Source organism: Vibrio diabolicus (assembly GCF_011801455.1).
Classification (GTDB): Bacteria; Pseudomonadota; Gammaproteobacteria; order Enterobacterales; family Vibrionaceae; genus Vibrio; species Vibrio diabolicus.
The window spans coordinates 1,146,606-1,168,699 of record NZ_CP042452.1 but is presented as its reverse complement, the minus strand read 5'-3'; the positions used below and the strand labels follow the sequence as shown (position 1 = coordinate 1,168,699).

The window sequence follows — 22,094 nt, the reverse complement described above, 5'->3', positions numbered from 1 at the left end:
ATCGTTAAATACCAAGTAGAGCGACATAGGGAAGAAAAATGGACCTGCAAGAGAACAAAAGAAATGCCATTGCGTTTTACGAAACCGCCTATCGAGGTAATCCAAAAAAGGCAGTTGAAGACTACGTTGGCGATGAGTACATTCAGCACAATCCATTAGTTGGAAATGGCCCCGAGGCTTTTATCGAGTATTTTGAGCGGATGCAAAACGAGTATCCCGATAAAGATATTACGTTTGTGCGAGCGATTGCTGAAGGGAACTTGGTGGCACTACACACTCACCAAACATGGCCTAATGATATTGAATACGTGACAATGGATTTCTTTCGTTTTGATCACAATGGGAAGATCGTCGAACACTGGGACGCTCTGCAAGAGATCCCTAAAGAAACATTGAATGGTCACACCATGTATTAACGAGTCGTTGATTAGTCTCCCATGCCGTTTATTCAAACGGTATGGGAGGTTAAATGATTTGTGGCACTCGAAGTATTAATCATCAAAGCGCTTTTTCGATTCTCACCGCGACGTCTTCAGATACCCAGCCTTTCCACAAGTCAGGGTAGGTATTAAAGAAGTAAAACATCGCTTCTTCACCGTCCGCGTAGTTATCTTCCATCCAGGCCAGCATTTCACTCATTTGCTCGTTGGTAAATCCGCGTTTCTGCAAGTACGCGAATGCTTGGGGTTCTTTGCTCGCAAACGCCTCAGTTGTTACTGTGCGAACTGGAGAAGGTGGGTACATTGTTACTTTTGGTGAAGCGCAATCAGGCTGAGTGGTACAGTTGCGATACTCTTCCAAATCTGTTCCGCTACCAAAATCCACTTTGACCATATCATACTTGCCCAATACGGGGGTCGGTGACCAGTAGTAACCAAACCAAGGCATTTTGCGATCATAGGCTTTGGCGATGGTGCCAGCTAATGCTGCGCCAGATCCTGGGTCAACCATCTCAAAGCCGTGCTCACTTAACCCTAATGCATTAAACAAGTGACCGGAGGTGATTTGGCATGTCCAACCAGCAGGGCAGCTATAAAAGGCGAACTTGTCATCATCCTCAGGGTGTTCAAACAGCTTGGCGTGTTTAATGACGCCTTCTATCGTCGCGAGCTCTGGATACTGTTTTACCAGATAGGCGGGAACCCAAAAGCCTTCTTCACCGCCATTGACAAGCGACTCACCAGCGATGCGCAAGCGTTTATCCGCAATCCCTTTATCAAGTGCTTCTTTAATACCGTTTGTCCATAACTCTGGCGCAACGTCAGGCTGCCCCTTTTCAATCATAGAGGTGCCCGTAGGAACGCTATCACCAGGGATCAATTCCGCATCGCACTGGTAGCCTTCATTTAAGACAAATTGGTCGATGTGCGCCATTAAGCTGGCCGAATTCCAATTCATATCCGCGATGGTTATTTTTCCACATTCATCCGCATTTGCATGAGTTGATAATGCTGAGAGCAGCAGAACAGAGAGCATTGAAAGTGTCGTCTTCATGTGACTGAATTTCCTTGTCGTTGTCATTTACTTCAGTATATACATCGGTTTATAAAGATTCAGTGAACAAGGTTTTTTCAGTGACGTTAAGCATAAAAACGGCGATTTATGAAGCGTTTAGTGAGAGTGGTTGAAAGGGAGTTAATACAGCAAGAACACCCCTTCGTAGCCGCCGATCTCAATGTGAGAAACATAGTCGCCGATGTTACCGTCTTGATCTACAGGTCGCATAGGCTCTGGAAGTGCGATAGTTATCTTCGGTGAGGAGAAGTAATCGATATTCTTGCCAAAGAAATCAGTCCGATACAGCACTCGGCCTTTGGTGAATTCTCGGGCTAACACCATCTCCGTAGGGCCATGCATCACTACCGTATCTTCTGAGCGATACGCAAAGTACGTATGGGTTGGTAACAATTCGATAGCGCCATTAGGCAAGTCAGGATGAGCCACTTTGCTCATAGAAGCATCTCCAATCACCGTGTAATCGGCGGAATAGGGCGTGCTGGTGGACATCATTACCGGAGTCGCCTGATACCCCTCTGGGGTTTGATTGGCTGGTGTACCTAAATCAACGGCAAGCAAGGTGCTAGGTTGATAAGCAATATTCTTTGGTACGCCTGCCTTCCAGAAGTTGTCACCTGTTGTGTTATTACTTCCATATAAGTAGCCATTGTTCCACTGATTAAAGTAACTGCGCTCAGGGTGATAGTTTAAGTAGAACACCGCTAGTGCAGAGTATTGGTCCTGTTTCCAATTGTCTTCTGTGTTACCAAAGTATTGAACGCGACCATAACGCGTTGTCGCTTGATAAATCACTTTCTGGCCAACTTTGGCGAGAGCAGAGTTATCCCAAAACTTAGCCAAGCCAGCATAGCCACTAAAGCCAGTGGAAGGGAAAAGGTAGTGCTCGCGCAAGTACAAGGAGCCAGCATCAACCAAGTGGTTTTGGCCGTTACGACCGAATAAGTTGGCCGTGCCTATGTTGAGGCCAATTAACGCATCCGCATCCAGCGTCGCCAATTTGTTTAAGAACGCCGAGAATTGCGCTTTGTATGCATCATCAGCGGCTTGGCTTCCCGCCAACAAACCAAGCTCATCCACCCCACCACCGGAATAAACGTAGAACTGATTTTCTCCGAGTAACTTATTCGTATCGTCGTTGTACGCACCGTTTAAACCTTGTTTCGCCCATTCAGCTTGATAATAGTGGCGCATTGTATTGGCAAAATCGGGATTGCCGAGATTAGTCAATGCCCAAGAAGAGGTTTGATTCCACATGCGACCAAATGGAATAACGCGTGACTCCCAACGAAATCGTGCTGTTGCATTCTTATTTGAGCGGTTCTTGAACTCTTGCCAAGAAAGATAATTATCTTGGTTTCGATCAGCTGATTCGTCAAAACCTCGAATTTGTCGCCAGCGCTGAATGGTTTGACCTTCAGGTGTCTCCGTTGGTGCTCCTAAGACATTGACGACAGGGAAGCTATCTTTGAGTTGAATGTTTTCGAGGCGTGGGCGGTTTTCTATGTTGTCGTCATGCCAAGTAATTTTCGCAACGTAAAGGCGGCCGCCGTCGCGTAAAAAAGTGGACCCAAAATACTGACCGCCACCATAGGTTTGTCCGCTACCATCGTGTGTCGTAGCGCGAACCCAATCCGAAGGAACAGACCAGTTTACCGTTTGGTTTTTAGTCATGTTCTCAGTCTTGTCTTTTTTAATTGCGAAGCTTTTCCATTCTGTTACCAGACCGAATGAATCGATGGCAGAAGGGTATTCAATTATGAAGTTGCCACCTTGAGCAAACTGGGAAAACGTAAGGGTTAAGCGGTCGAACTTCTCTGAGTGATAAACATAGAGGGCACCACCATTATTCGTCTGACCGAATACATCAGCATCCCATGGCGGTGGTTGATATAGCCAAAAACCGGCGTGGTCAGCACTAGCCGTATAACCAACAATCATCGGTTTTCGATTGAGTAGAGTATTCTCGCCATGGCTTGAGTCGACTTCAGCTAGGATAGTGTCTTCCGAAAAATGAAGAAAAAAGTCCTCATAATCGATGTTATTTATTTCTGCTTGGTTACGTATATCGTTTTCCAGCCAACCTGAGTTAAGTTCCAGCTTTTGGTTGTACATGTAACCAAGCGCTTTTACACGCTCGTTATCACTCTTATTTTCGTAAGCTCCAAACACGATATCGGCATTATCCAACTCCCATTCAAGTGCAGCCGCAGCAGAGATAGGCTTATCTTGAAGATCAATACCCTGTTCATGCAATCCAGGTAACACGATTGCTGTTCTACTCCAAACGCCGGGTATAGAAAGCAAGCTCAGAGAAGCGAGTGTAACGAGAGAAAAACAATGCGACTTCAACATGGAGTTATCCCATTAATACTTAGATGACTCAAATTAAGAGTCAGATACAAAGAGAAATTATAGTCCATTCGCGAAGTCGTAATCAGGCCCCTACCATAGAGGACTTTACAGGAAAACTAACAGGGGATGCTGTGCAAAAATGAGCGGGTGTACTTGGAATAGATCATCCTCATAGACTCAAAACTTCCTCTACACGTCAGCACAAAAATAACCACCATTTTAACCTTGTTTCGGTCGTCACCATGTTGTTGGGTTTTCTTCAACAAATTCAGTTAAAACTAACTCTTCAAACCAGTCAGATACTCTGTCTTGGTGGTTGCAGATCATACAAAAAATTAACAAGTTAAATTTTTATACATTTTTATTGCATAAAAAGTCCAGTTGAGTAATATAAATACCAAGTGACAATTAATGCGGTATGTCAGCATGACTATTCAGGTAAGCGGAATCAATAAATCCTACGGTGAGACACAAGTGCTTCACGATGTCAGCTTTAAGTGTGAAAGCGGGGAAACACTGGTGTTACTTGGTCCAAGTGGCGCAGGTAAGAGCTCTCTACTGCGTGTTCTTAACCTTCTTGAAGGGGCGGATAACGGCAAGCTAAACATCGCAAATGATGTTTTTGATTTCTCTACTGAAATCAAAGAGAAACAAGGTTTAGCACTTCGTCGTAAAGTAGGCATGGTGTTCCAGCAGTACAACTTATGGCCGCATATGACAGTAATGGAGAACCTGATTGAGGCTCCGGTAAAAGTATCTGGCATGGATAAAGAAGAAGCGAAGAACCAAGCAATGCAAATTCTCGCAACACTGCATTTGGCAGACAAAGCGGATGCATGGCCGATGCAGCTTTCTGGTGGTCAGCAACAACGTGTGGCGATTGCTCGTGCATTGATGATGAAACCGGAAGTCTTGCTTTTTGATGAACCGACCGCAGCGCTTGATCCGGAAATTACTAACCAAGTCGTTAAGATTATTAAAGATTTAAGCGAAACTGGCATCACCCAAGTCGTAGTAACGCATGAGGTCGATTTTGCTAAGAAAATCGCTAGCCACGTACTGTATCTAGAAAAAGGACACATCGTCGAGCACGGCACAAATGATTCGTTTTCTAACCCGCAAACCGCCCAGTTTGCTGACTACCTAAATCACTAAATTACGTTTTTAAAGTTCAGTCTATTTAACAGATAAGCTCGGCTGTCATTGCGAGTGTCAGCCCACTAAGTACACACGGAGTATTGCAATGAAAAAGATTCTACTGGCTTCACTAATCGGCCTTTCTTCTGCAACTATGGCAGCAAACGCAGCAGCACAAGAAGAGATCAAATTCGCGATGGAAGCGACGTACGCCCCATTCGAATACATGGATGAAAATAACCAAATCCAAGGTTTTGACGTGGATCTGGCGAACGCACTATGTAAAGAAATGGAAGCCAAATGTACCTTCCATAACCAATCTTTTGACAGCCTGATCCCTGCATTAAAATTCAAACGTTACGATGCGGCTATCTCTGCAATGGATATTACTGAGGCGCGTTTGGAGCAAGTGAATTTCACGAATGCATACTATGAAAACTCAGCAGCGTTTGTTTCTATCAAAGAAAAAGTTGCTGATCAAAAAGCACTAGAAGGTAAGCGCGTTGGTGTTCAAAACGGTTCAACACACCAAAGTTACCTGATTGAGCAAATGCCGGGCGTAACAGCGGTTCCTTACTCTAGCTACCAAGACGCATTCATCGATATGAAGAACGGTCGTATTGATTCTGTATTCGGCGATACAGCTGTCGTAGCCGAATGGTTCAAGAAAGAAGACAATCTAGCATACGTGGGCGAGCACGTAACCAACCCTAAATATTTCGGTAACGGTTTCGGTATCGCAGTAAACAAAGGTAACGATGAGCTAGTGAACAAGCTGAACACGGCACTGAAAACAGTGAAAGCGAACGGCGAATACGACGTAATCTACAACAAGTACTTCGGTAAGTAATATGGCACTAACGGGTTACTCTTTATCGCTTGTTCAAGCTAGTTGGATGACTGTCCAGCTAGCCTTCACAAGCCTTTTAGTCGGTTTGATTCTGGCAGTGGTATTCGCCAGTGGTGAAATGTCTCGCCGCGTTTTTGTTAAATGGCCAATGACGGCATTTGTGACGATTGTGCGTGGCTTGCCAGAAATCCTTGTCGTGTTGTTCATATATTTTGGTTCGACGCAGGTTCTGTTTTTAATCACCGGCGACTTTATTGAAGTTAGCCCGTTCTTGTCTGGCGTGGTGGCGTTGTCATTGATCTTCGCTTCTTATGCTTCTCAAACTCTACGTGGCGCGTTAAAAGCCGTTGGAAAAGGGCAGAGAGAAGCAGCAAGTGCTCTCGGCATCAGTCAGGCACATGCTTTTGTTCGCATTGTTTTGCCACAAGCAGTAAGACACGCGCTACCAGGTTTAACTAACCAATGGTTGGTTCTGTTGAAAGATACCGCGCTTGTATCACTGATTGGCGTAACGGATTTGTTGAAACAAGCGCAGCTAACGTCTGCAGCGACGCATGAAGCGTTTACATGGTACGCAACCGCTGCAGCGATTTACCTAGGCATTACTTTGATTACGCAACGTGCCGTAAAACTGATTGATAAGAAGTTCTCAATTCAAGGCATGAGTATGGGACAGGAGGCTACCGCATGAACGAACAACACGTTTGGCAAATGCTGGATGGCTTGGGCACTAGCCTTCAATTGACCGCCGCCTCCTTGATTGTCGGCTGCCTCTTAGCTTTGATGATGACGCTGACTCTGATCCTACGTACTCCGGGTTTGCATTGGGTAAGCCGTGGCATCATCACCTTGTTTACTGGTACGCCTTTGTTGGTACAGATCTTCTTGGTTTACTACGGTCCGGGTCAGTTTGATGCAGTGAGAGAAAGTGTTTTTTGGACATGGTTCAGCCAACCTTGGTTCTGTGCGATGTTAGCGTTAGCGCTTAATACCGCGGCGTACAGCACTCAGCTGTTTAAAGGGGCGTTTAACGCGATTCCTTCTGGTCAATGGCAAGCGTGTCGTGCTCTGGGGATGAACAAAACCGCAACGCTAAAAGTGCTGCTGCCATACGCCATTCGTCGTGCCGTTCCTGCTTACTCAAACGAAGTGATTTTGGTCTTCAAAGGGACGTCACTAGCAAGCACGATTACGATCATGGATCTGATGGGTTACGCGCAGCGCATTAACGCACAAACTTACGATACGTTGACGGTATTTGGTATTGCGGGTGCATTTTATTTAACCGTAAATGGTTTGCTCACTCTTATCTTCCGTCAGGTAGAGAAGAAAGCACTAGCCTTTGAAGCCATTTAATTATTAGTAGCTAATTTGTAAATGCCTCTGTTCAGCGTTGCCCTGAACAGAGGCATGTTTGTTTTAGTGTACTGCTACGCTGGAAAAATCATCAAGAATCACCAAACTTAAGTAAGGTAAACAATCACTGGTGATGATATGGAACGTCGACACTTCTTAGCTTTATGGTCGCTAATATTTGCGCCTTCGCTAAAATCCGCTAGCCCAATGAAGCCGACACCGCCTCAAACGGAAGGGCCATTCTATCCCGTGGTTCCAGTGCCACTTTGTCAAAATTTGATTTTGCAGTCGAAAGGTCTTATTGGTGAGCCCATTTTTCTTCAGGGTAAGGTAATGGATACAGCAGGAAACCCATTGTCTGAAATGAAAATAGAAATATGGCAATGTGATGGACAAGGCATCTATGATCACCCGAATCAACCTAACAATAATAAGTTTGATCCTCACTTTGCAGGCTTTGGTGCAGTTTTAACTGACGAAGATGGGAATTACCTTTTTCAAACGTTATTTCCGGTTCCATATAGCTCTCGACCTCCCCACATCCACGTAAAATTGTGGCGTGGAGAGAAAGAGCTGTTAACGACTCAGCTTTATTTGAAAGGGCGAACTGGTAACGAGTGGTGGGGTGGAAAAGCCCGTGATTATTTGCAGTTTGAGCCTGTCAACATTGATGGTCGTGTGGTCGGTGAGTTCAATTTTGTGCTCGCTTAGTGTGATTAAGCATTATTTTGAAAACTCACATCGTAGATTACAAAAGTAATTAGTAAACAGAAGCTTCAAACAGATTAGTCTTGTCCGGCCCTGACTCTTAGTTTGTAGAAATCACTGTACCCAGATTTACGGAGTTGAACACCGCTTACACCTTTCGCTCTGGTGATTTTTTCTTGCCCCCAGAACAATGGTAAGATTGTTGTATCATCTCTGAGCTCTGAGAGTATTCCCTCCAAACGTTTTTCAGGAGTGGGATCTGAGACTGCATCGTGTACGTGATTAACATGCTGTTCAAATTCATCAAAGTGAAGAGCAAATCGAATACCTGTACCTGTTAATAGCCACTCATAAATTCCATAGGTTAAAGGTGGCTCAATGACATCTTCGACAAAGAGCAAGTCGGCTTGTTCTTTTACAAGTTGAGGATTACTAGCGTCAGTTAGCTCCACAAATTCTACATGCAACCCAGTTTTACGGATTAAATCTACGATCCATTGGTTCGCTTTACTTAAATAATCAATCGTCCACTTTGGATGGGTTATGACCAACGTTCCCTCAAGCTGAGGAACATTCTCGTTGTGAGAGTTATCATCGAGAATGTGCATCGTTTCCAAGCCATTCGCTTTGGCAAATTCAAATCTACGACTCTCGATAAAAGAAAATAGGCGCTGCCAAGTTTGCTCGCTTAGTGAGCACTCGGCGCGACGATTACGTGCTAGAAAAGAAAATGCCTGAATCATATAACATTCGGTATCGTCAGTTTCCTGATTATAACTGATGTATTGATCCAGCTCAGTCCCTTGATGAGAGAGCGTGATTTGCTCCAATAATGCCTTTTTTGCGAAATAGTTATGATGTTTCTTCAGTACTATTTTGTCGGTATCCCAATGCCTAAGTACAAATGGGCCAGTACCTATTGTGATACTGCGACCTTTAAAGCTCTTCTGACGTCGAGTAGTGATAGACGCATTTGCGGTTGCTAAGCAGTAAATGAATAAGTTATTAGGCTGCTTTAAGTCAATACGTATAGCTTGTTTGGCATTATCGAAGCTGATACGAGTGACTTGCTGAAGTAATTTTTGGACGGGGCCATCTGTTGTAACGAGCTTATTTAAAGAGTGTACGACATCTTCTGCTTGTAATGTTAGCCCATCGTGACAGTAGATATCAGGGCGGAGCCAAATATATATACAACTGCCTTCATTTTTGTATTCACAAGCGAGGTGATTTTTTAATTGACCGTAGTGATCAACGGTAAATAGGGTGTCATACAAGCTGCGTATTACCTGCAGTTCTGAAAAGCGATAAGTCAGTGAAGGGGTTAGCTCATCTACCCAAGGATACTGGCTGACGATGAGTGTATTTGAATCTTTGTTTTCTTCTGAAACTTCTGCGAGTGCTTGGCTAAGTGCGCTTACAGCAGTGCTACGGTAATGCTCAAGTAACCTCGAGATGACGTCAAAGCTACCATTGTTGATTTCATTACGAATCGTAAAGTATAGGGCTTGATGTATTGTTACCGTCACTTTTAGTGTGCTGGCTTTCCCACGGCCACGACCTGGCTCCCAGTGGATCCAATTGTAGCTGTCAAGTATTCTCAGTATATTAGATATGTTGCGTCTAGAAGTTGAAAAAACCAGTTCTAAATCGTCGAGGTTTACCTGATACGTTTGAGAGTGTTTGTAATGTTTTAATAACTGGCTCAATCTACGAAGACATGTTTCTGTCATGTTTTATTATGTTTCCTCAATAGATGATTGATTTATTAAAGCTATATAATAAATTGATTTCATATTGTGGTGAAGAAAGGTGATTGCTTAAACCCCTCAGTGTTATTGATTGGCTTATCTTCTTCCCATTTAAAAGTATTGGTGGTTTTCATTTTGACTCTAATATATTACTACTAATATAGAGTAAAGGCTCACTTTTTAATTTTTGCCATAATATTAGTGAGTTATGATTAATGTTAGTGTTTGTTTTATTAGTTGTGTCTAATTAGTTAGGCGTAATGACATGAAAATACCCCCACTCATCTATGCAAATAAGCAGGGGTATAAGTTTATTTTACTTCTGGGAAGGTAGTGAATATCGTCCACTCATCTTTAACCATCCCTTGCTGGCCGACAACAGTGGCAGTAACGCGGCGGTTTAATGCGTGGCTGACACGATCCATACCCGGCTCTGCTAACTGTGTGTCGCCAAAAGCAATAATTGCGAGGCGGTCACCCGGGATTCCTTTTTTTATCAATAGATTGCGTACATTCTCTGCACGATGGCGAGATAGGTTTAAATTGTATTCTGCGCGTCCTACCTTACTTGCGTATCCTTGTATCTCTATAGAAGTAGTTGGATACTTTTTAAGAAATGCAGCCAACTCATCTATCTTGTTTTTAAAAATTTGGTTAATAAGAGCAGAGTCATTATCAAACAAAATCTTAAGTTGGTATTGCTCTTCTTTATGCAAATAGGTTTCACAACCATCATTGTCTACTTCTGCCCCTATTGGAGTACCTGCGCAAAGATCACGAGCGTTTATCACACCATCTTTATCCAAGTCGTTTAGGTCAGCAATCTGATTCGCCTTTGGTATAGGAATGTACGTCAGCTCATCTTTTGCGTATGCACTATGATGACTCATTATGACCAAAGCCAGAGTGATTAGAAGATTCTTTTTCATTGTATTTAGTACTCCACCGATTGAGTCCACGCTTCCGGTATGTCGACGCGCAATGCGTCTAAAAGCTGCCCGGTTGAAGTCAGGGTCCGATATTGTGCGTATTGCTGTGCAAATTGTGTTTCTAAGTAGTTTTTGCGTGATTCAAACAACTCGTTTTCAGTGTTCAGCAGATCAAGTAAGGTGCGCTTTCCAATACGATATTGTTTTTGGTATGCAATAACGGTGTTTGACATGGAATCAACGTGTTGTATTAAAAAAGACTTTTGTTGTTTAGTCAGTTCAAGAGCGCTCCACGAAAGGCGGAGCTCTTGCTCCACACTTCGGTATGCTCGCTCTCTGAGGTCTTTCGCTTTATTGAGTTGATAGGCCATACTGTCACTGTTTGCAGAGTCTCGGCCACCGTTGTAAAGGTTGTATCGGACACGAAGCATTGCTTGTGTTTCAGAGTTGAGACCATTTACTCCTCCTACATCATCGTTCCAGCTTTGTTTCGCTTCAAATGAGATGACTGGGAAATAGTTTGCATCCGCTTGTTTATATTGGAACCTGGCAGAATCGACATCTGCGAGTGCTATTTTTATGACAGGATGATTGTCAAAAGCCTGCGATTGGGCCTCGTCTAGAGAATTGGGGATAAAGTTTTGGTCTGCGTGCGGAAAAATAAGGTTAGTTGGTGCCTCACCAACTAAGCGAAAGAATGCTGTTTGAGCGTCTTTATGGTTATTTTGTGCAGCTAAAACATTACTTTGAGCTTTTGCTAAACGAGCTTTAACCTGGTTAAGGTCGGCAACTGAGCCAATTCCTGACTCTGTACGCTTTTTAATATCAGTATAAATTCGCTTATGTGTGTTTAGGTTGCTAGTGGAAAGCGCAGTCAGCTTTTGTGTTTTTACTACATCCAAATAAGCTTTGATGACTTCTAACGCAACATTTTGGGCATCTGCAAGTAACTGATAACGCACAGACTCTGCATCTGCAGAGGTACGATCAATGTCATATAGGGTTTTTGAACCATCCCAGATCAACTGGGTAAGAGTAATTGCCATATCTTTACGGGTCATCTCGGTATCACTCTTACCAGTAGAGTCGGAAGGGTGAATGCTCTCGTAACCGATACCCGCGTCAATATCGAGACTAGGTTTATATGCTCCACGTGATTTATCGATAATATAACGACTACTCATATACTCGTTAAACGCACTTTTGATATCAGGGTTCGTTGCAAATGTTGTCGCTATTGCTTGTTCTAAAGTTTGTGCGCTAGAAACCAGTGGTATTAGCAAACCAAAACACGCGATACTAATATTACTTAGCTTCACTAAAATCTCCCCAAATAATTTAACGCCAGTTATTTTTCAAAAATAAATATTAAAGATTACTAATATTACCCAAGGCAAACGTTTCCTTTTGCTTGCTTTTTTGGAATGTAAGCTGCTATTTCAATGAAAATTTAATGACAAGTTTAAAGAATATTAAAAATAGGTCGCATAACATATGTTTTTACGGTGCAAAATAAAACAAATTTAAAACATGAAAATTATTGATAGGATAATTGCGTGTTTTAGATGGGTTAATTGATGCTAGCTTACGCCCAATTGTGTATATCGCTTCTTGAAAATAAGTCTTATTACTTTCTTAGTTTTATGGACTTTGAGATTTTTGTATTTACTAAATGAGGTATAAGCTCTTGGTTGGACCATCAAAATTAACCGCACAAACCTATGTTGTAATCGGCCTAGATGGTCAAATTAAAGCTTTTGCGTCTAAAGAAAACTTGTTACCGGGAGAAGTGGTCGTTGAATTAGTAGAGGGGAAGATCCAACCTCAGCATGTATATATTGCTGACACAGAAGGTGAAGCTCAAACTGATTCTACCGACAAGCTTGCGAAAATATTAGAGGCCATCGAAAAAGGACAAGACCCGAGTGAACTAGGTGATGAATATGCTACTGAAGCTGGTGAAGTTACGGGTTCAAGTTTAACTGCCTCTGGTACTGTTGAACGAACGGGGGCAGAAGTACTAGCAAGTACTTTTTTTGAAACCGCCGGCGTGACGACAGAGCAAAGTACAACGCTATTTAATATTTCTCGATTCACAACCTCAGAGCTTGGTGAAACTGAAGCGTTGATTGATGGTGAAGATAGAGGTGCCGTTCAAGAAGACGTGACGCTTGGAACTTCTGGCAACCTCAGTGTTACTGATCCAAATACAGGTGAAGCGTTATTCCAATCACAGAGTGAGGTTCAAGATAGTTATTGGGGAGTCTTCTCAATTGATGCTTTCGGTAACTGGAATTATCAGCTGAATAATGAGCACGAAGAAGTGCAGGCTTTGGATCATGACAGTGACCCAGTCATCAGAAGTATTACCGTTTTATCTGTAGATGGCACTGAGCATGAAGTTGTGATCTCTATTACGGGCACCGAAGACGCGCCAGTCGTGACGGGCACGTTCACGGGCAAGGTGACCGAAGGCAATCTCGGTGATGTCGTGACCGCAACAGGCACCATCACCATCTCTGATGTTGATAACGGCGACGATCCGATTGTTACAAACACCACCGTTACGGGCACCTATGGTGAGCTGGTATTGGTGGATGGGCAGTGGACGTATACGCTGGACCAAAGCCAGGTTCAGCAGCTGGACGAGGGTGACCAGGTGCAAGACACCGTCACCCTGACGGCAACCGATGGCACCCAACGAAACATCGTGATTGATATTACGGGCACCGAAGACGCGCCTATTGTTGACGGTACGTTCACCGGCAAGGTGACTGAAGGTAATCTCGGTGATGTTGCAACCGCAACAGGCTCCATTGTTATTACTGATGTTGATAATGGCGACGATCCGATTTTCGCAAACACTACCGTTACGGGCACCTACGGTGAGCTAGCATTGGTGGATGGGAAGTGGACGTATACGTTGAACCAAAGTCTGGTTCAAGAGTTAGATGAGGGTGAGCAGGTGCAAGACACCATCACTCTCACTGCAACCGATGGTACCCAACAAAACATCGTGATTGATATTACGGGCACCGAAGACGCGCCTATTGTTGACGGTGCGTTCACCGGCAAGGTGACTGAAGGTAATCTCGGTGATGTTGCGACCGCAACCGGCACCATTACTATCTCTGATGTTGATAATGGCGACGATCCGATTTTTGCAAACACCACCGTTACGGGCACCTATGGTGAGCTGGTATTGGTGGATGGGCAATGGACGTATACGCTGGACCAAAGCCTGGTTCAGCAGTTGGACGAGGGTGAAAAAGTACAAGACACCATCACTCTCACGGCGACCGATGGGACCCAACAAAACATCGTGATTGATATTACGGGCACCGAAGACGCGCCAGTCGTGACGGGCACGTTCACCGGCAAGGTGACCGAAGGTAATCTCGGTGATGTCGCGACCGCAACCGGCACCATGACTATCTCTGATGTTGATAATGGCGATGAGCCAGTGTTCAGCAACACTACCGTTACGGGCACCTATGGTGAGTTAGCATTGGTGGATGGAAAGTGGACGTATACGCTGGACCAAAGCCAGGTTCAACAGCTGGACGAGGGTGAGCAGGTGCAAGACACCATCACCCTGACGGCAACCGATGGCACCCAACAAAACATCGTGATTGATATTACGGGCACCGAAGACGCACCAGTCGTGACGGGCACGTTCACCGGCAAGGTGACCGAAGGTAATCTCGGTGATGTCGCGACCGCAACCGGCACCATGACTATCTCTGATGTTGATAATGGCGATGAGCCAGTGTTCAGCAACACTACCGTTACGGGCACCTATGGTGAGTTAGCATTGGTGGATGGAAAGTGGACGTATACGCTGGACCAAAGCCAGGTTCAACAGCTGGACGAGGGTGAGCAGGTGCAAGACACCATCACCCTGACGGCAACCGATGGCACCCAACAAAGCATCGTGATTGATATTACGGGCACCGAAGACACGCCCGTCGTGACGGGTACGTTCACCGGCAAGGTGACCGAAGGCAACCTCGGTGATGTCGCGACCGCAACAGGCACCATTGCTATTACTGATGTTGATAATGGTGATGAGCCAGTGTTCAGCAACACTACCGTTACGGGCACCTATGGTGAGCTAGCATTGGTGGATGGAAAGTGGACGTATACGCTAGACCAAAGCCAGGCTCAACAGTTGGACGAGGGTGAAAAAGTACAAGACACCATCACTCTCACGGCGACCGATGGCACCCAACAATACATCGTGATTGATATTACGGGCACCGAAGACGCACCAGTCGTGACGGGCACGTTCACCGGCAAGGTGACCGAAGGTAATCTCGGTGATGTCGCGACCGCAACAGGCTCCATTGTTATTACTGATGTTGATAATGGCGACGATCCGATTTTCGCAAACACTACCGTTACGGGCACCTATGGTGAGCTAGCATTGGTGGATGGGAAGTGGACGTATACGCTGGACCAAAGCCAGGTTCAACAGCTGGACGAAGGTGATCAGGTGCAAGACACCATCACCCTGACGGCGACCGATGGCACCCAACAAAACATCGTGATTGATATTACGGGCACCGAAGACGCGCCTATTGTTGACGGTACGTTTACGGGGTCGTTGACTGAAGGCAATCTCGGTGATGTGGTGACCGCAACCGGCACCATTGCTATTACTGATGTTGATAATGGCGATGAGCCAGTGTTTAGCAACACTACAGCGACGGGCACTTACGGTGAACTGGTATTGTTGGATGGAAAGTGGACGTATACGTTGAACCAAAGCCAGGTTCAACAGCTGGACGAGGGTGACCAGGTGCAAGACACCATCACCCTGACGGCAACCGATGGCACCCAACAAAAGATCGTGATTGATATTACAGGCACTAATGATGTTCCTGAATTTGTTAGTGGGAGTAATGACAACTTTGGTCTGGATGCCCAAGGTAAAACCGACATCGATAGTTACCAGTTTAGCGTTGATGAAAACAGTCAATCGGGTGTAATTGGAAAAGTAAATGCATTCGATGTCGATCAGGACAGTCAGATAACGTATCACTTAAACGGTCATAGCGAACTGTTTGAAATCAACAGTCTTACCGGTGAGATCAGTGTCAAAAATGGTGCAAATCTGGACCATGAATCTATCGATAACTACCAGCTAGAAGTGGAAGCTCGTGACCAGTTTGGCGGTAAAGACACCGCTCAGGTCGAAGTGTTGGTTCGCGATATTAATGAAGCCCCTATTGCTGAAGATGATAAGGGCATTGAAAAAACAACCAAGACACTTGACCAGAGCAACTGGGATGACAGTGTTGATATCACAGTTGATTATTATGTGATTGATACTCGATCTGGAAACAAGGTTTCTGATGCATCGAAAGCTGATTATGTTGGTGACGGCGACCACAAATATGGCGTTAGTTCTGCGCTAGACAGCGGCTCAGACCGGGTTCAAGATGGTCAGATTCGATATGATGATGCAACTGGACAAAGTGAAGCAATGCGCTTCTCCTTCGCTAATGGTCAGGTTGCCGATCATGCTGAAGTTGAAGTGAAAAACCTATGGACAGACACTTCGAACGGTAGCTGGGAGCCTGGTATTGAGCGCGGTGTTTGGAAGGCTTACTACAAAGGTGACTTGGTTGCGACAGGTGTGTTTGAAGGTACCCGTGGTGGTAATCAAGTAGTCAACATCAATGCAGATGGGCGTTTCTTCGATAGTATTGAAATGTCTACTACCAGCTATAAAGATGGTGTCATTGATCCTAAAGGCTCAGAGTACTTTATTACTCAGGTATCAGCGGACCTGACGACCTTTGATGACGCTTACCAGACCAACGGCTCAGGCACTTTAGAGCTGGATGTTCTAGCGAATGACAGCGACCCGGATGGTGACGCTCTGACTATTATCGACTATCCATCAGAAAGTTTCCTCAGTCTGCAAGATGGTAAATTGGTCTTTGATGCGGCCAAGTATCTAGAGTCACTGCCAGCTGATCAACAAACCCTGAAAACGGGTGAAGTGAAAGATTATACCTTCGAATATACCATCCGTGATGACGACGGTCTGACTGATAAAGCAGAAGTTACCGTTAGTGTGATGGGCGAGCCTATGTCGCTTAATGATACGCACGCAGCATTGGATGAATCTCAAGTTGGCACGGATACTGGCGTACATGCTGAAGGCAACTTTATCGCAAACCTCGGTTCTGCAACGGAGGCTGAATATCACTTCAACGCCGATCAAAACCTAGGTGGTTTCACCAGCGATGGTAAAGAGGTCGTGTTTGAAGTGAGTGCAGATCAGAGCACTCTAACTGGTTATACTGGAACAGGTGCCGACCGCATCAAAGTTGTTCAAGCCAACATAGATAGCAAAACGGGTCATTTCACAGTTGATCAACATATGCCTCTTGATCATGCGGAGCAGGGGGCGGACATGCTGGATATCCGCGCTAGCGTCGAGGTGGATGCCGGAGGTCAGTCTGAGAGTGCCACCTTGCATCTGAATGTAACGGATTCATTACCGTCATCGTCTTCAGCTCACTACGAAATAAATGATGTTGATTCACAAAGTAATAGTGTTGTGATTGCACTTGATGCGTCAGAATCAATGCTCGACTGGGTAACAGATGCAGACGGACAATATGTTACTCGCTGGCAACTTGCTCAAGACTCCATTAAGTCAATGTTTGAGCAATACCAAGATTTGGGTCCAGTAAGTTTTAGAATTGCAACTTACAGCGGACAACCATCTGGCCAGATTTCTGAGTGGCTAGATTCTGCCGAGGCCATTGATGCCTTTATCTCTGGTATACATCCCTATGCATCGACGCCATATAACCAGGCCGTTGACCAAATAAATGAAATACTTAGTGACCCAGAAGATGACGCATTGCTTAGTAATACCGATACCCAGCTTTACTTTATCTCAGATGGTCGACCTTCCGATTTTACCTATTGGACAAATCAAACGAACGTGGGAGAAATTCAAACCCGTGAAAACTTGATTAAGTGGTCAACATCAGATGATTTTGAAAGTGAACAGCGTTATCAGGACATAGTGAATGGTCGGGTTCAGCCTACTTCTGAAGAAGAGGGCATCATTCTGCAAAATGCGATGGAAAATGGCATCAGCAGCAGCGGTCAGGATGTTGAAAATATCTGGTCTGTCGGTATCGGTAATGGTGCGTCTCTGGAACATCTGGAGTCGATCGCTACAGATAAAGGCAGTGCTATTGTCGTTGTAGATGATTCTCAAATTGTGGATTTGCTTAGCAAAACGGTCTCAGGCCAGTTGCAAGGTAACCTTCTGGATGACAATGGCGGTGATTCTCAGTGGGTAGATCACATCACTATCGATGGCGAGATATATTACTACAACAAAATAAACGGTGATGTCACTACCAGCGATGGCACGAAAATATCGGATCATTCTCTGGCGCAAATTGATACCAACCACGGCAAGCTGACCATTAACTTTGAAAATGGTCACTACGACTATCAAGCGAGCAATGTTGTAGGTCATCAACAAGAGAGGCTTGACGTTACGGTTATCGATGCTGACGGTGATACTACAAATAGCGAAGTTACCATTGATATCCGAGATCGCGCACCAGAATTCATCAGTGTCGGTGATGCAGATCAAACCCACGGCACCGATGCTAACGGTATGCCAACAGAAGATACAGCAAGCTTTGACGTCGCTGAGCAAGAAGTTGGGGTATTAGTCGGCCAGGTGGAAGCGTTTGATCCGGATGGCAGTGACACCATAAAGTATGAATTGAGTGGTGGTGATGCTGATCTATTCCGTGTTGACTCGAATAGCGGTGAGATTTGGCTGAAAGATGGTGTAAAACTGGATCACTCGACTCAGCAAACGTATCAGTTGGAAGTGTCTGCAAGCGATGGTGTTGATACCGATACAACTCAGGTTATCCTGAATGTCACTGAGAACCATGCCCCAACCTCATCTCCAGTTCAGGGCTTTGCTCAGATGGAAGACTTACCGATCAATAAAGTGACGGTAGTGTTCGACCACTCGAACAGCATGACCCGTACCTTTGACGGTGAGAATACCGTGGGTCGTGATGCAACCGCACCGAAAACTGAATCGAGAGCTTACAAAGCAGCAGCAGCGTTACATTCCATGGTTGAAAACATGATTGCCGATGGAGGAGAATCAAACACCTATATCCGTCTGGTACGTTTCGACGGTGATACATCCACACATAGCTGGCTGACCTTGAGTGAAGTTGAGTTGATGACACGCCCACCAGAGATGAATGGCCGTGATCCAAACGATTTAAGTTTCCAAAATGAAGTTTCAGAATATGTGCGCAACTGGTGTGACGTAGAATACGGTACCAATACGGATTACGATAAAGCTTTAGAGGCTGTAATGGAGCCTGGTGAGGCAAGTAATGCCGTTTACCCTTGGCAGGATGGTTGGGACTATTTCGGTCCAGAAAAACCGTCAGAGAGTAAGGACACCATATTCTTTATCTCAGATGGCGAACCCAACCCTAGCGAGGGCGCTGTTACTTCTCCTGATCTAGACGAGCGCTGGGAGGATTACAAACAGACTCATGACGCCAAGGTATATGGGATTGGTATTGCTCTCTCTGATAATGTCAAAGCCGCAGAGGCTCTAGATGAGCTTAGCGACAAAGTGGTGTTTATCGACTCAGGTGAAGACTTGGGGCAGTACCTAAACCAGTTCTCTCCCGATCCAATTGCCGGTGAGTTACTGGCGGGAAGCCAGGACGCTGATGGTGATAGCATGACCGTTTCTTTGGCAGAAGGCGATTTCACTCTGTTGGGCGCAGATCTGCACGGTGTAACCGTAAATCAGCCGTTAGTTTCTTCAACCAGTGACGTAGATGGTCAGCTTCATATCCAGACAGCGTTCGGCACTTTGGAAGTGTCATCCAATGGCAGTTATAGCTTTACTCAAAGCGATGAGCTTACTCTACAGGGAGACCAGCAGGCGGATTTGCATTTCTTGTTTAAAGTGTCTGATGGTAAAGGTGGCATAAGTGAAAACGTCTTTACACTTACATTGAACGATTCTGGCACCGATATTGTGCAAACTGAGCGCCATGCGTCGGTGGGAGATGAGTTTGCGAATAGCATCACTGGTGGCGAAAGCATTGATATTTTGCTAGGTCAAGCAGGTGAAGATACGTTGAATGGTGGCGCAGGCGATGACATTCTGGTTGGTGGGCTTGGAAACGATATCCTGATGGGAGGCCTAGGCAGTGACATCTTGACAGGTGGAGAGGGTATTGACACCTTCACCTTTACTCAAGAATCACTGGACATGACGTCATCAAGAGATGTGATTAAAGACTTTAGGCTGGATGAAGACAAGTTGGATTTGAGTGACATTCTTGAGTTTGTCGGTGACGACACAACGGATATGGATAACTTGTTGGAACACGTAAGCGCAGACTACGATAGTGCCCAAGATACTCTGAACTTGACGATTACTGGAGAAGACAGCAACACAATGTCCGTGGCATTAGAGAACTTTGATTTATCAGGGTTGGAGCTAGGGTCGTCAGCGACATCTCATGAAATCGTTGATCAGCTGTTCCATCACCAAGTTTTTAGCGTGGATTAATATTACCTGAAGATAAAGTTATTTTAGTAAACAGCACCTGATTGAATCATCAGGTGCTGTTTTTCTTTTCTGTTGTTAGCTACCGACTTTTTGCTTAACCATTTTAAAAATTAGCAGTAGTAAATGCACTGCTTCGCACTTTAAGTGGTTCTTTGGTTACATGTTTTGATAGCTTGGTCCGCCGCCACCTTCTGGCGCTTTCCATGTGATGTTTTGTGAAGGATCTTTGATATCACAGGTTTTGCAATGCACGCAGTTGGCGGCATTTATCTGAAACTTCAACTTACTCTCAACTTCCACCACTTCGTAAACCCCTGCGGGGCAGTAGCGTTGACTCGGCTCGTCATACATACCCAAATTCACATCAATTGGAATGTGAGGATAAGTCAGAACAAGGTGGCAAGGTTGGTCCTCTTCGTGCTGTGTTCCCGATAAAAATACCGACGAAGGCTTATCAAAACTGATTTCACCATCTGGTTTTGGGTATGCAATTGGGTGGCACTCTTGTTTAGGTTTTAACTGCTCATGATCGTACGAATAGTCCTTGATAGACCAAGGTAACGGCTTCTTAACCAGTGGTTGCCATAGGTTATGCTCAAAGGTCGAAAGTGCACCGCCCAGTATGCTGCCAAACTTGTGGATGTTCGCGCCAAAGTTACGCGTTTCGGCGAGTTCGTCATACAACCATGATGATTCAAACAACGACTGGTAGTCTGGCTCAGAAGCTCTAGTTTGTCGGGCCGTATGTACCGCTTCTGCTGCAATGATTCCGGATTTCATCGCAGTATGGCTGCCTTTGATCTTAGCGACGTTCAAAGTCCCCGCATCACAACCAATCAATAAACCGCCGGGGAATTGCTGTTTCGGCAGAGAAGAAAGTCCACCTTTTGCAATGGCTCTTGCACCATATGCGATACGTTGGGCACCTTTTAGGTGTTGCTTGATAGCTGGATGATGCTTAAAGCGTTGAAACTCGTCAAACGGGCTTAAGTAAGGGTTGCTGTAGTTTAAATCTACGATCAAACCGACCGCGATTTGGTTGTTCTCCATGTGATAGAGAAAACCGCCGCCAGTGGTATTTGTCTCGCTCAAAGGCCAGCCAGCGGAGTGGATAACACTGCCAGATACATCCTTGCTGTCAGAGGGTAATTCCCATATCTCTTTTAAGCCAAGCGCGTAGTGCTGAGGTTGCTTGCCTGCGTCTAGGTCGAACCTTTGAATAAGTTCTTTACCCAGATGTCCGCGACAACCTTCAGCAAAAAGGGTGTATTTTGCCTTTAGCTCGATACCTGGCTCAAAGTTAGGTTTGGCTTGGCCGTTCTTATCTAGTCCCATATCGCTCGTATTAATGCCTGTCACGGCGCCACTCTGATCATAATTGATGTTTGCAGCGGCAAAGCCAGGAAAAACTTCCACCCCAAGACTTTCTGCTTGGTTAGCGAGCCAACGGCAAAGGTTGGCAAGGCTAATTACATAATTATTTTCGCCATTTATCATTGGACGTGGCGTAAGGAAATGAGGGACGCGAATATGGTTTTGCTCAGTAGTAAGATAAAGGAAATGGTCTTGCTGAACTGAGGCTGATAGCGGGGCATCCATTTCTTTCCAATCGGGGAAAAGTTCATCCAAGGCATTGGTTTCAAAAACAGCGCCAGATAAAATATGTGCGCCCACTTCTGAGCCTTTTTCTACAACGCAAATTGAAAGTGCGTCACCTTCACTATCTTGGTTGAGTTGAGCTAGGCGACAAGCGGCACTTAAGCCCGCAGGTCCGGCTCCCACGATCACGACATCAAACTCCATGCATTCTCGTTCCATCTATCTGCTTCCTTTCTATTATCGTCATCTGCGTGACAGGTTTTTGGTTTCTATACAGAAAA

At 45.1% G+C, this 22,094-nt stretch carries 13 protein-coding genes; 7 read left to right on the top strand and 6 right to left on the bottom strand.

Annotated elements, in window-relative coordinates; translation table 11 throughout:
- Window positions 1-38: 38 nt before the first annotated feature.
- Entirely contained in the window at window positions 39-416 is a 378-nt protein-coding gene (locus FR741_RS20470) for a nuclear transport factor 2 family protein (protein ID WP_167427589.1), read from the top strand.
- Between the two features lie 82 nt (window positions 417-498).
- On the opposite strand, the gene FR741_RS20465 is transcribed toward FR741_RS20470, so the two are convergent.
- Both FR741_RS20465 and FR741_RS20460 read right to left on the bottom strand, forming a co-directional pair.
- Complete coding sequence (locus FR741_RS20465) at window positions 499-1,494, bottom strand: ABC transporter substrate-binding protein (protein WP_167427588.1); 996 nt, start codon at window positions 1,492-1,494, stop codon at window positions 499-501.
- A gap of 141 nt (window positions 1,495-1,635) precedes the next feature.
- Window positions 1,636-3,870 carry a hypothetical protein gene (locus FR741_RS20460; protein ID WP_167427587.1) on the bottom strand — a complete coding sequence of 745 codons (2,235 nt, stop codon included), beginning with the start codon at window positions 3,868-3,870 and terminating at the stop codon, window positions 1,636-1,638.
- Window positions 3,871-4,296: 426 nt separating this feature from the next.
- Between FR741_RS20460 and artP the strand changes: the two genes are divergently transcribed.
- The 5 genes from artP (at window position 4,297) to FR741_RS20435 (ending at window position 7,924) form a co-directional block, all read left to right on the top strand.
- Window positions 4,297-5,025, top strand: a complete 729-nt coding sequence (gene artP / locus FR741_RS20455) for an arginine ABC transporter ATP-binding protein ArtP (protein WP_104970792.1) — start codon at window positions 4,297-4,299, stop codon at window positions 5,023-5,025.
- Window positions 5,026-5,113: 88 nt separating this feature from the next.
- Entirely contained in the window at window positions 5,114-5,857 is a 744-nt protein-coding gene (locus FR741_RS20450) for an arginine ABC transporter substrate-binding protein (RefSeq protein ID WP_005390934.1), read from the top strand.
- A 1-nt stretch (window position 5,858) separates the two neighbouring features.
- On the top strand, window positions 5,859-6,548 hold the full coding sequence (gene artQ / locus FR741_RS20445; RefSeq protein WP_167427586.1) for an arginine ABC transporter permease ArtQ: 690 nt from the start codon (window positions 5,859-5,861) through the stop codon (window positions 6,546-6,548).
- Window positions 6,545-7,213, top strand: a complete 669-nt coding sequence (artM, locus tag FR741_RS20440; protein WP_167427585.1) for an arginine ABC transporter permease ArtM — start codon at window positions 6,545-6,547, stop codon at window positions 7,211-7,213. The genes artQ and artM overlap by 4 nt, the downstream gene beginning before the upstream one ends.
- A gap of 138 nt (window positions 7,214-7,351) precedes the next feature.
- Window positions 7,352-7,924 (top strand): protocatechuate 3,4-dioxygenase, encoded by a 573-nt coding sequence (locus tag FR741_RS20435; RefSeq protein WP_167427584.1) that lies wholly within the window; start codon window positions 7,352-7,354, stop codon window positions 7,922-7,924.
- A 74-nt stretch (window positions 7,925-7,998) separates the two neighbouring features.
- On the opposite strand, the gene FR741_RS20430 is transcribed toward FR741_RS20435, so the two are convergent.
- The 3 genes from FR741_RS20430 to FR741_RS20420 all read right to left on the bottom strand — a co-directional run bounded on the left by FR741_RS20430 (window position 7,999) and on the right by FR741_RS20420 (window position 11,920).
- Entirely contained in the window at window positions 7,999-9,654 is a 1,656-nt protein-coding gene (locus FR741_RS20430; RefSeq protein WP_167427583.1) for an ABC transporter substrate-binding protein, read from the bottom strand.
- Between the two features lie 329 nt (window positions 9,655-9,983).
- Entirely contained in the window at window positions 9,984-10,601 is a 618-nt protein-coding gene (locus FR741_RS20425) for an OmpA family protein (RefSeq protein ID WP_167427582.1), read from the bottom strand.
- Window positions 10,602-10,606: 5 nt separating this feature from the next.
- Window positions 10,607-11,920: a TolC family outer membrane protein gene (locus FR741_RS20420; RefSeq protein WP_005390923.1), complete on the bottom strand. Its 1,314-nt coding sequence runs from the start codon at window positions 11,918-11,920 to the stop codon at window positions 10,607-10,609.
- 368 nt (window positions 11,921-12,288) lie between these two features.
- Between FR741_RS20420 and FR741_RS20415 the strand changes: the two genes are divergently transcribed.
- On the top strand, window positions 12,289-20,214 hold the full coding sequence (locus tag FR741_RS20415) for a VCBS domain-containing protein (RefSeq protein ID WP_408646620.1): 7,926 nt from the start codon (window positions 12,289-12,291) through the stop codon (window positions 20,212-20,214).
- A 156-nt stretch (window positions 20,215-20,370) separates the two neighbouring features.
- Here FR741_RS20415 and FR741_RS20410 read toward each other — a convergent pair whose 3' ends face one another.
- Window positions 20,371-22,032: an electron transfer flavoprotein-ubiquinone oxidoreductase gene (locus FR741_RS20410; protein WP_167427580.1), complete on the bottom strand. Its 1,662-nt coding sequence runs from the start codon at window positions 22,030-22,032 to the stop codon at window positions 20,371-20,373.
- Window positions 22,033-22,094: the final 62 nt, after the last annotated feature.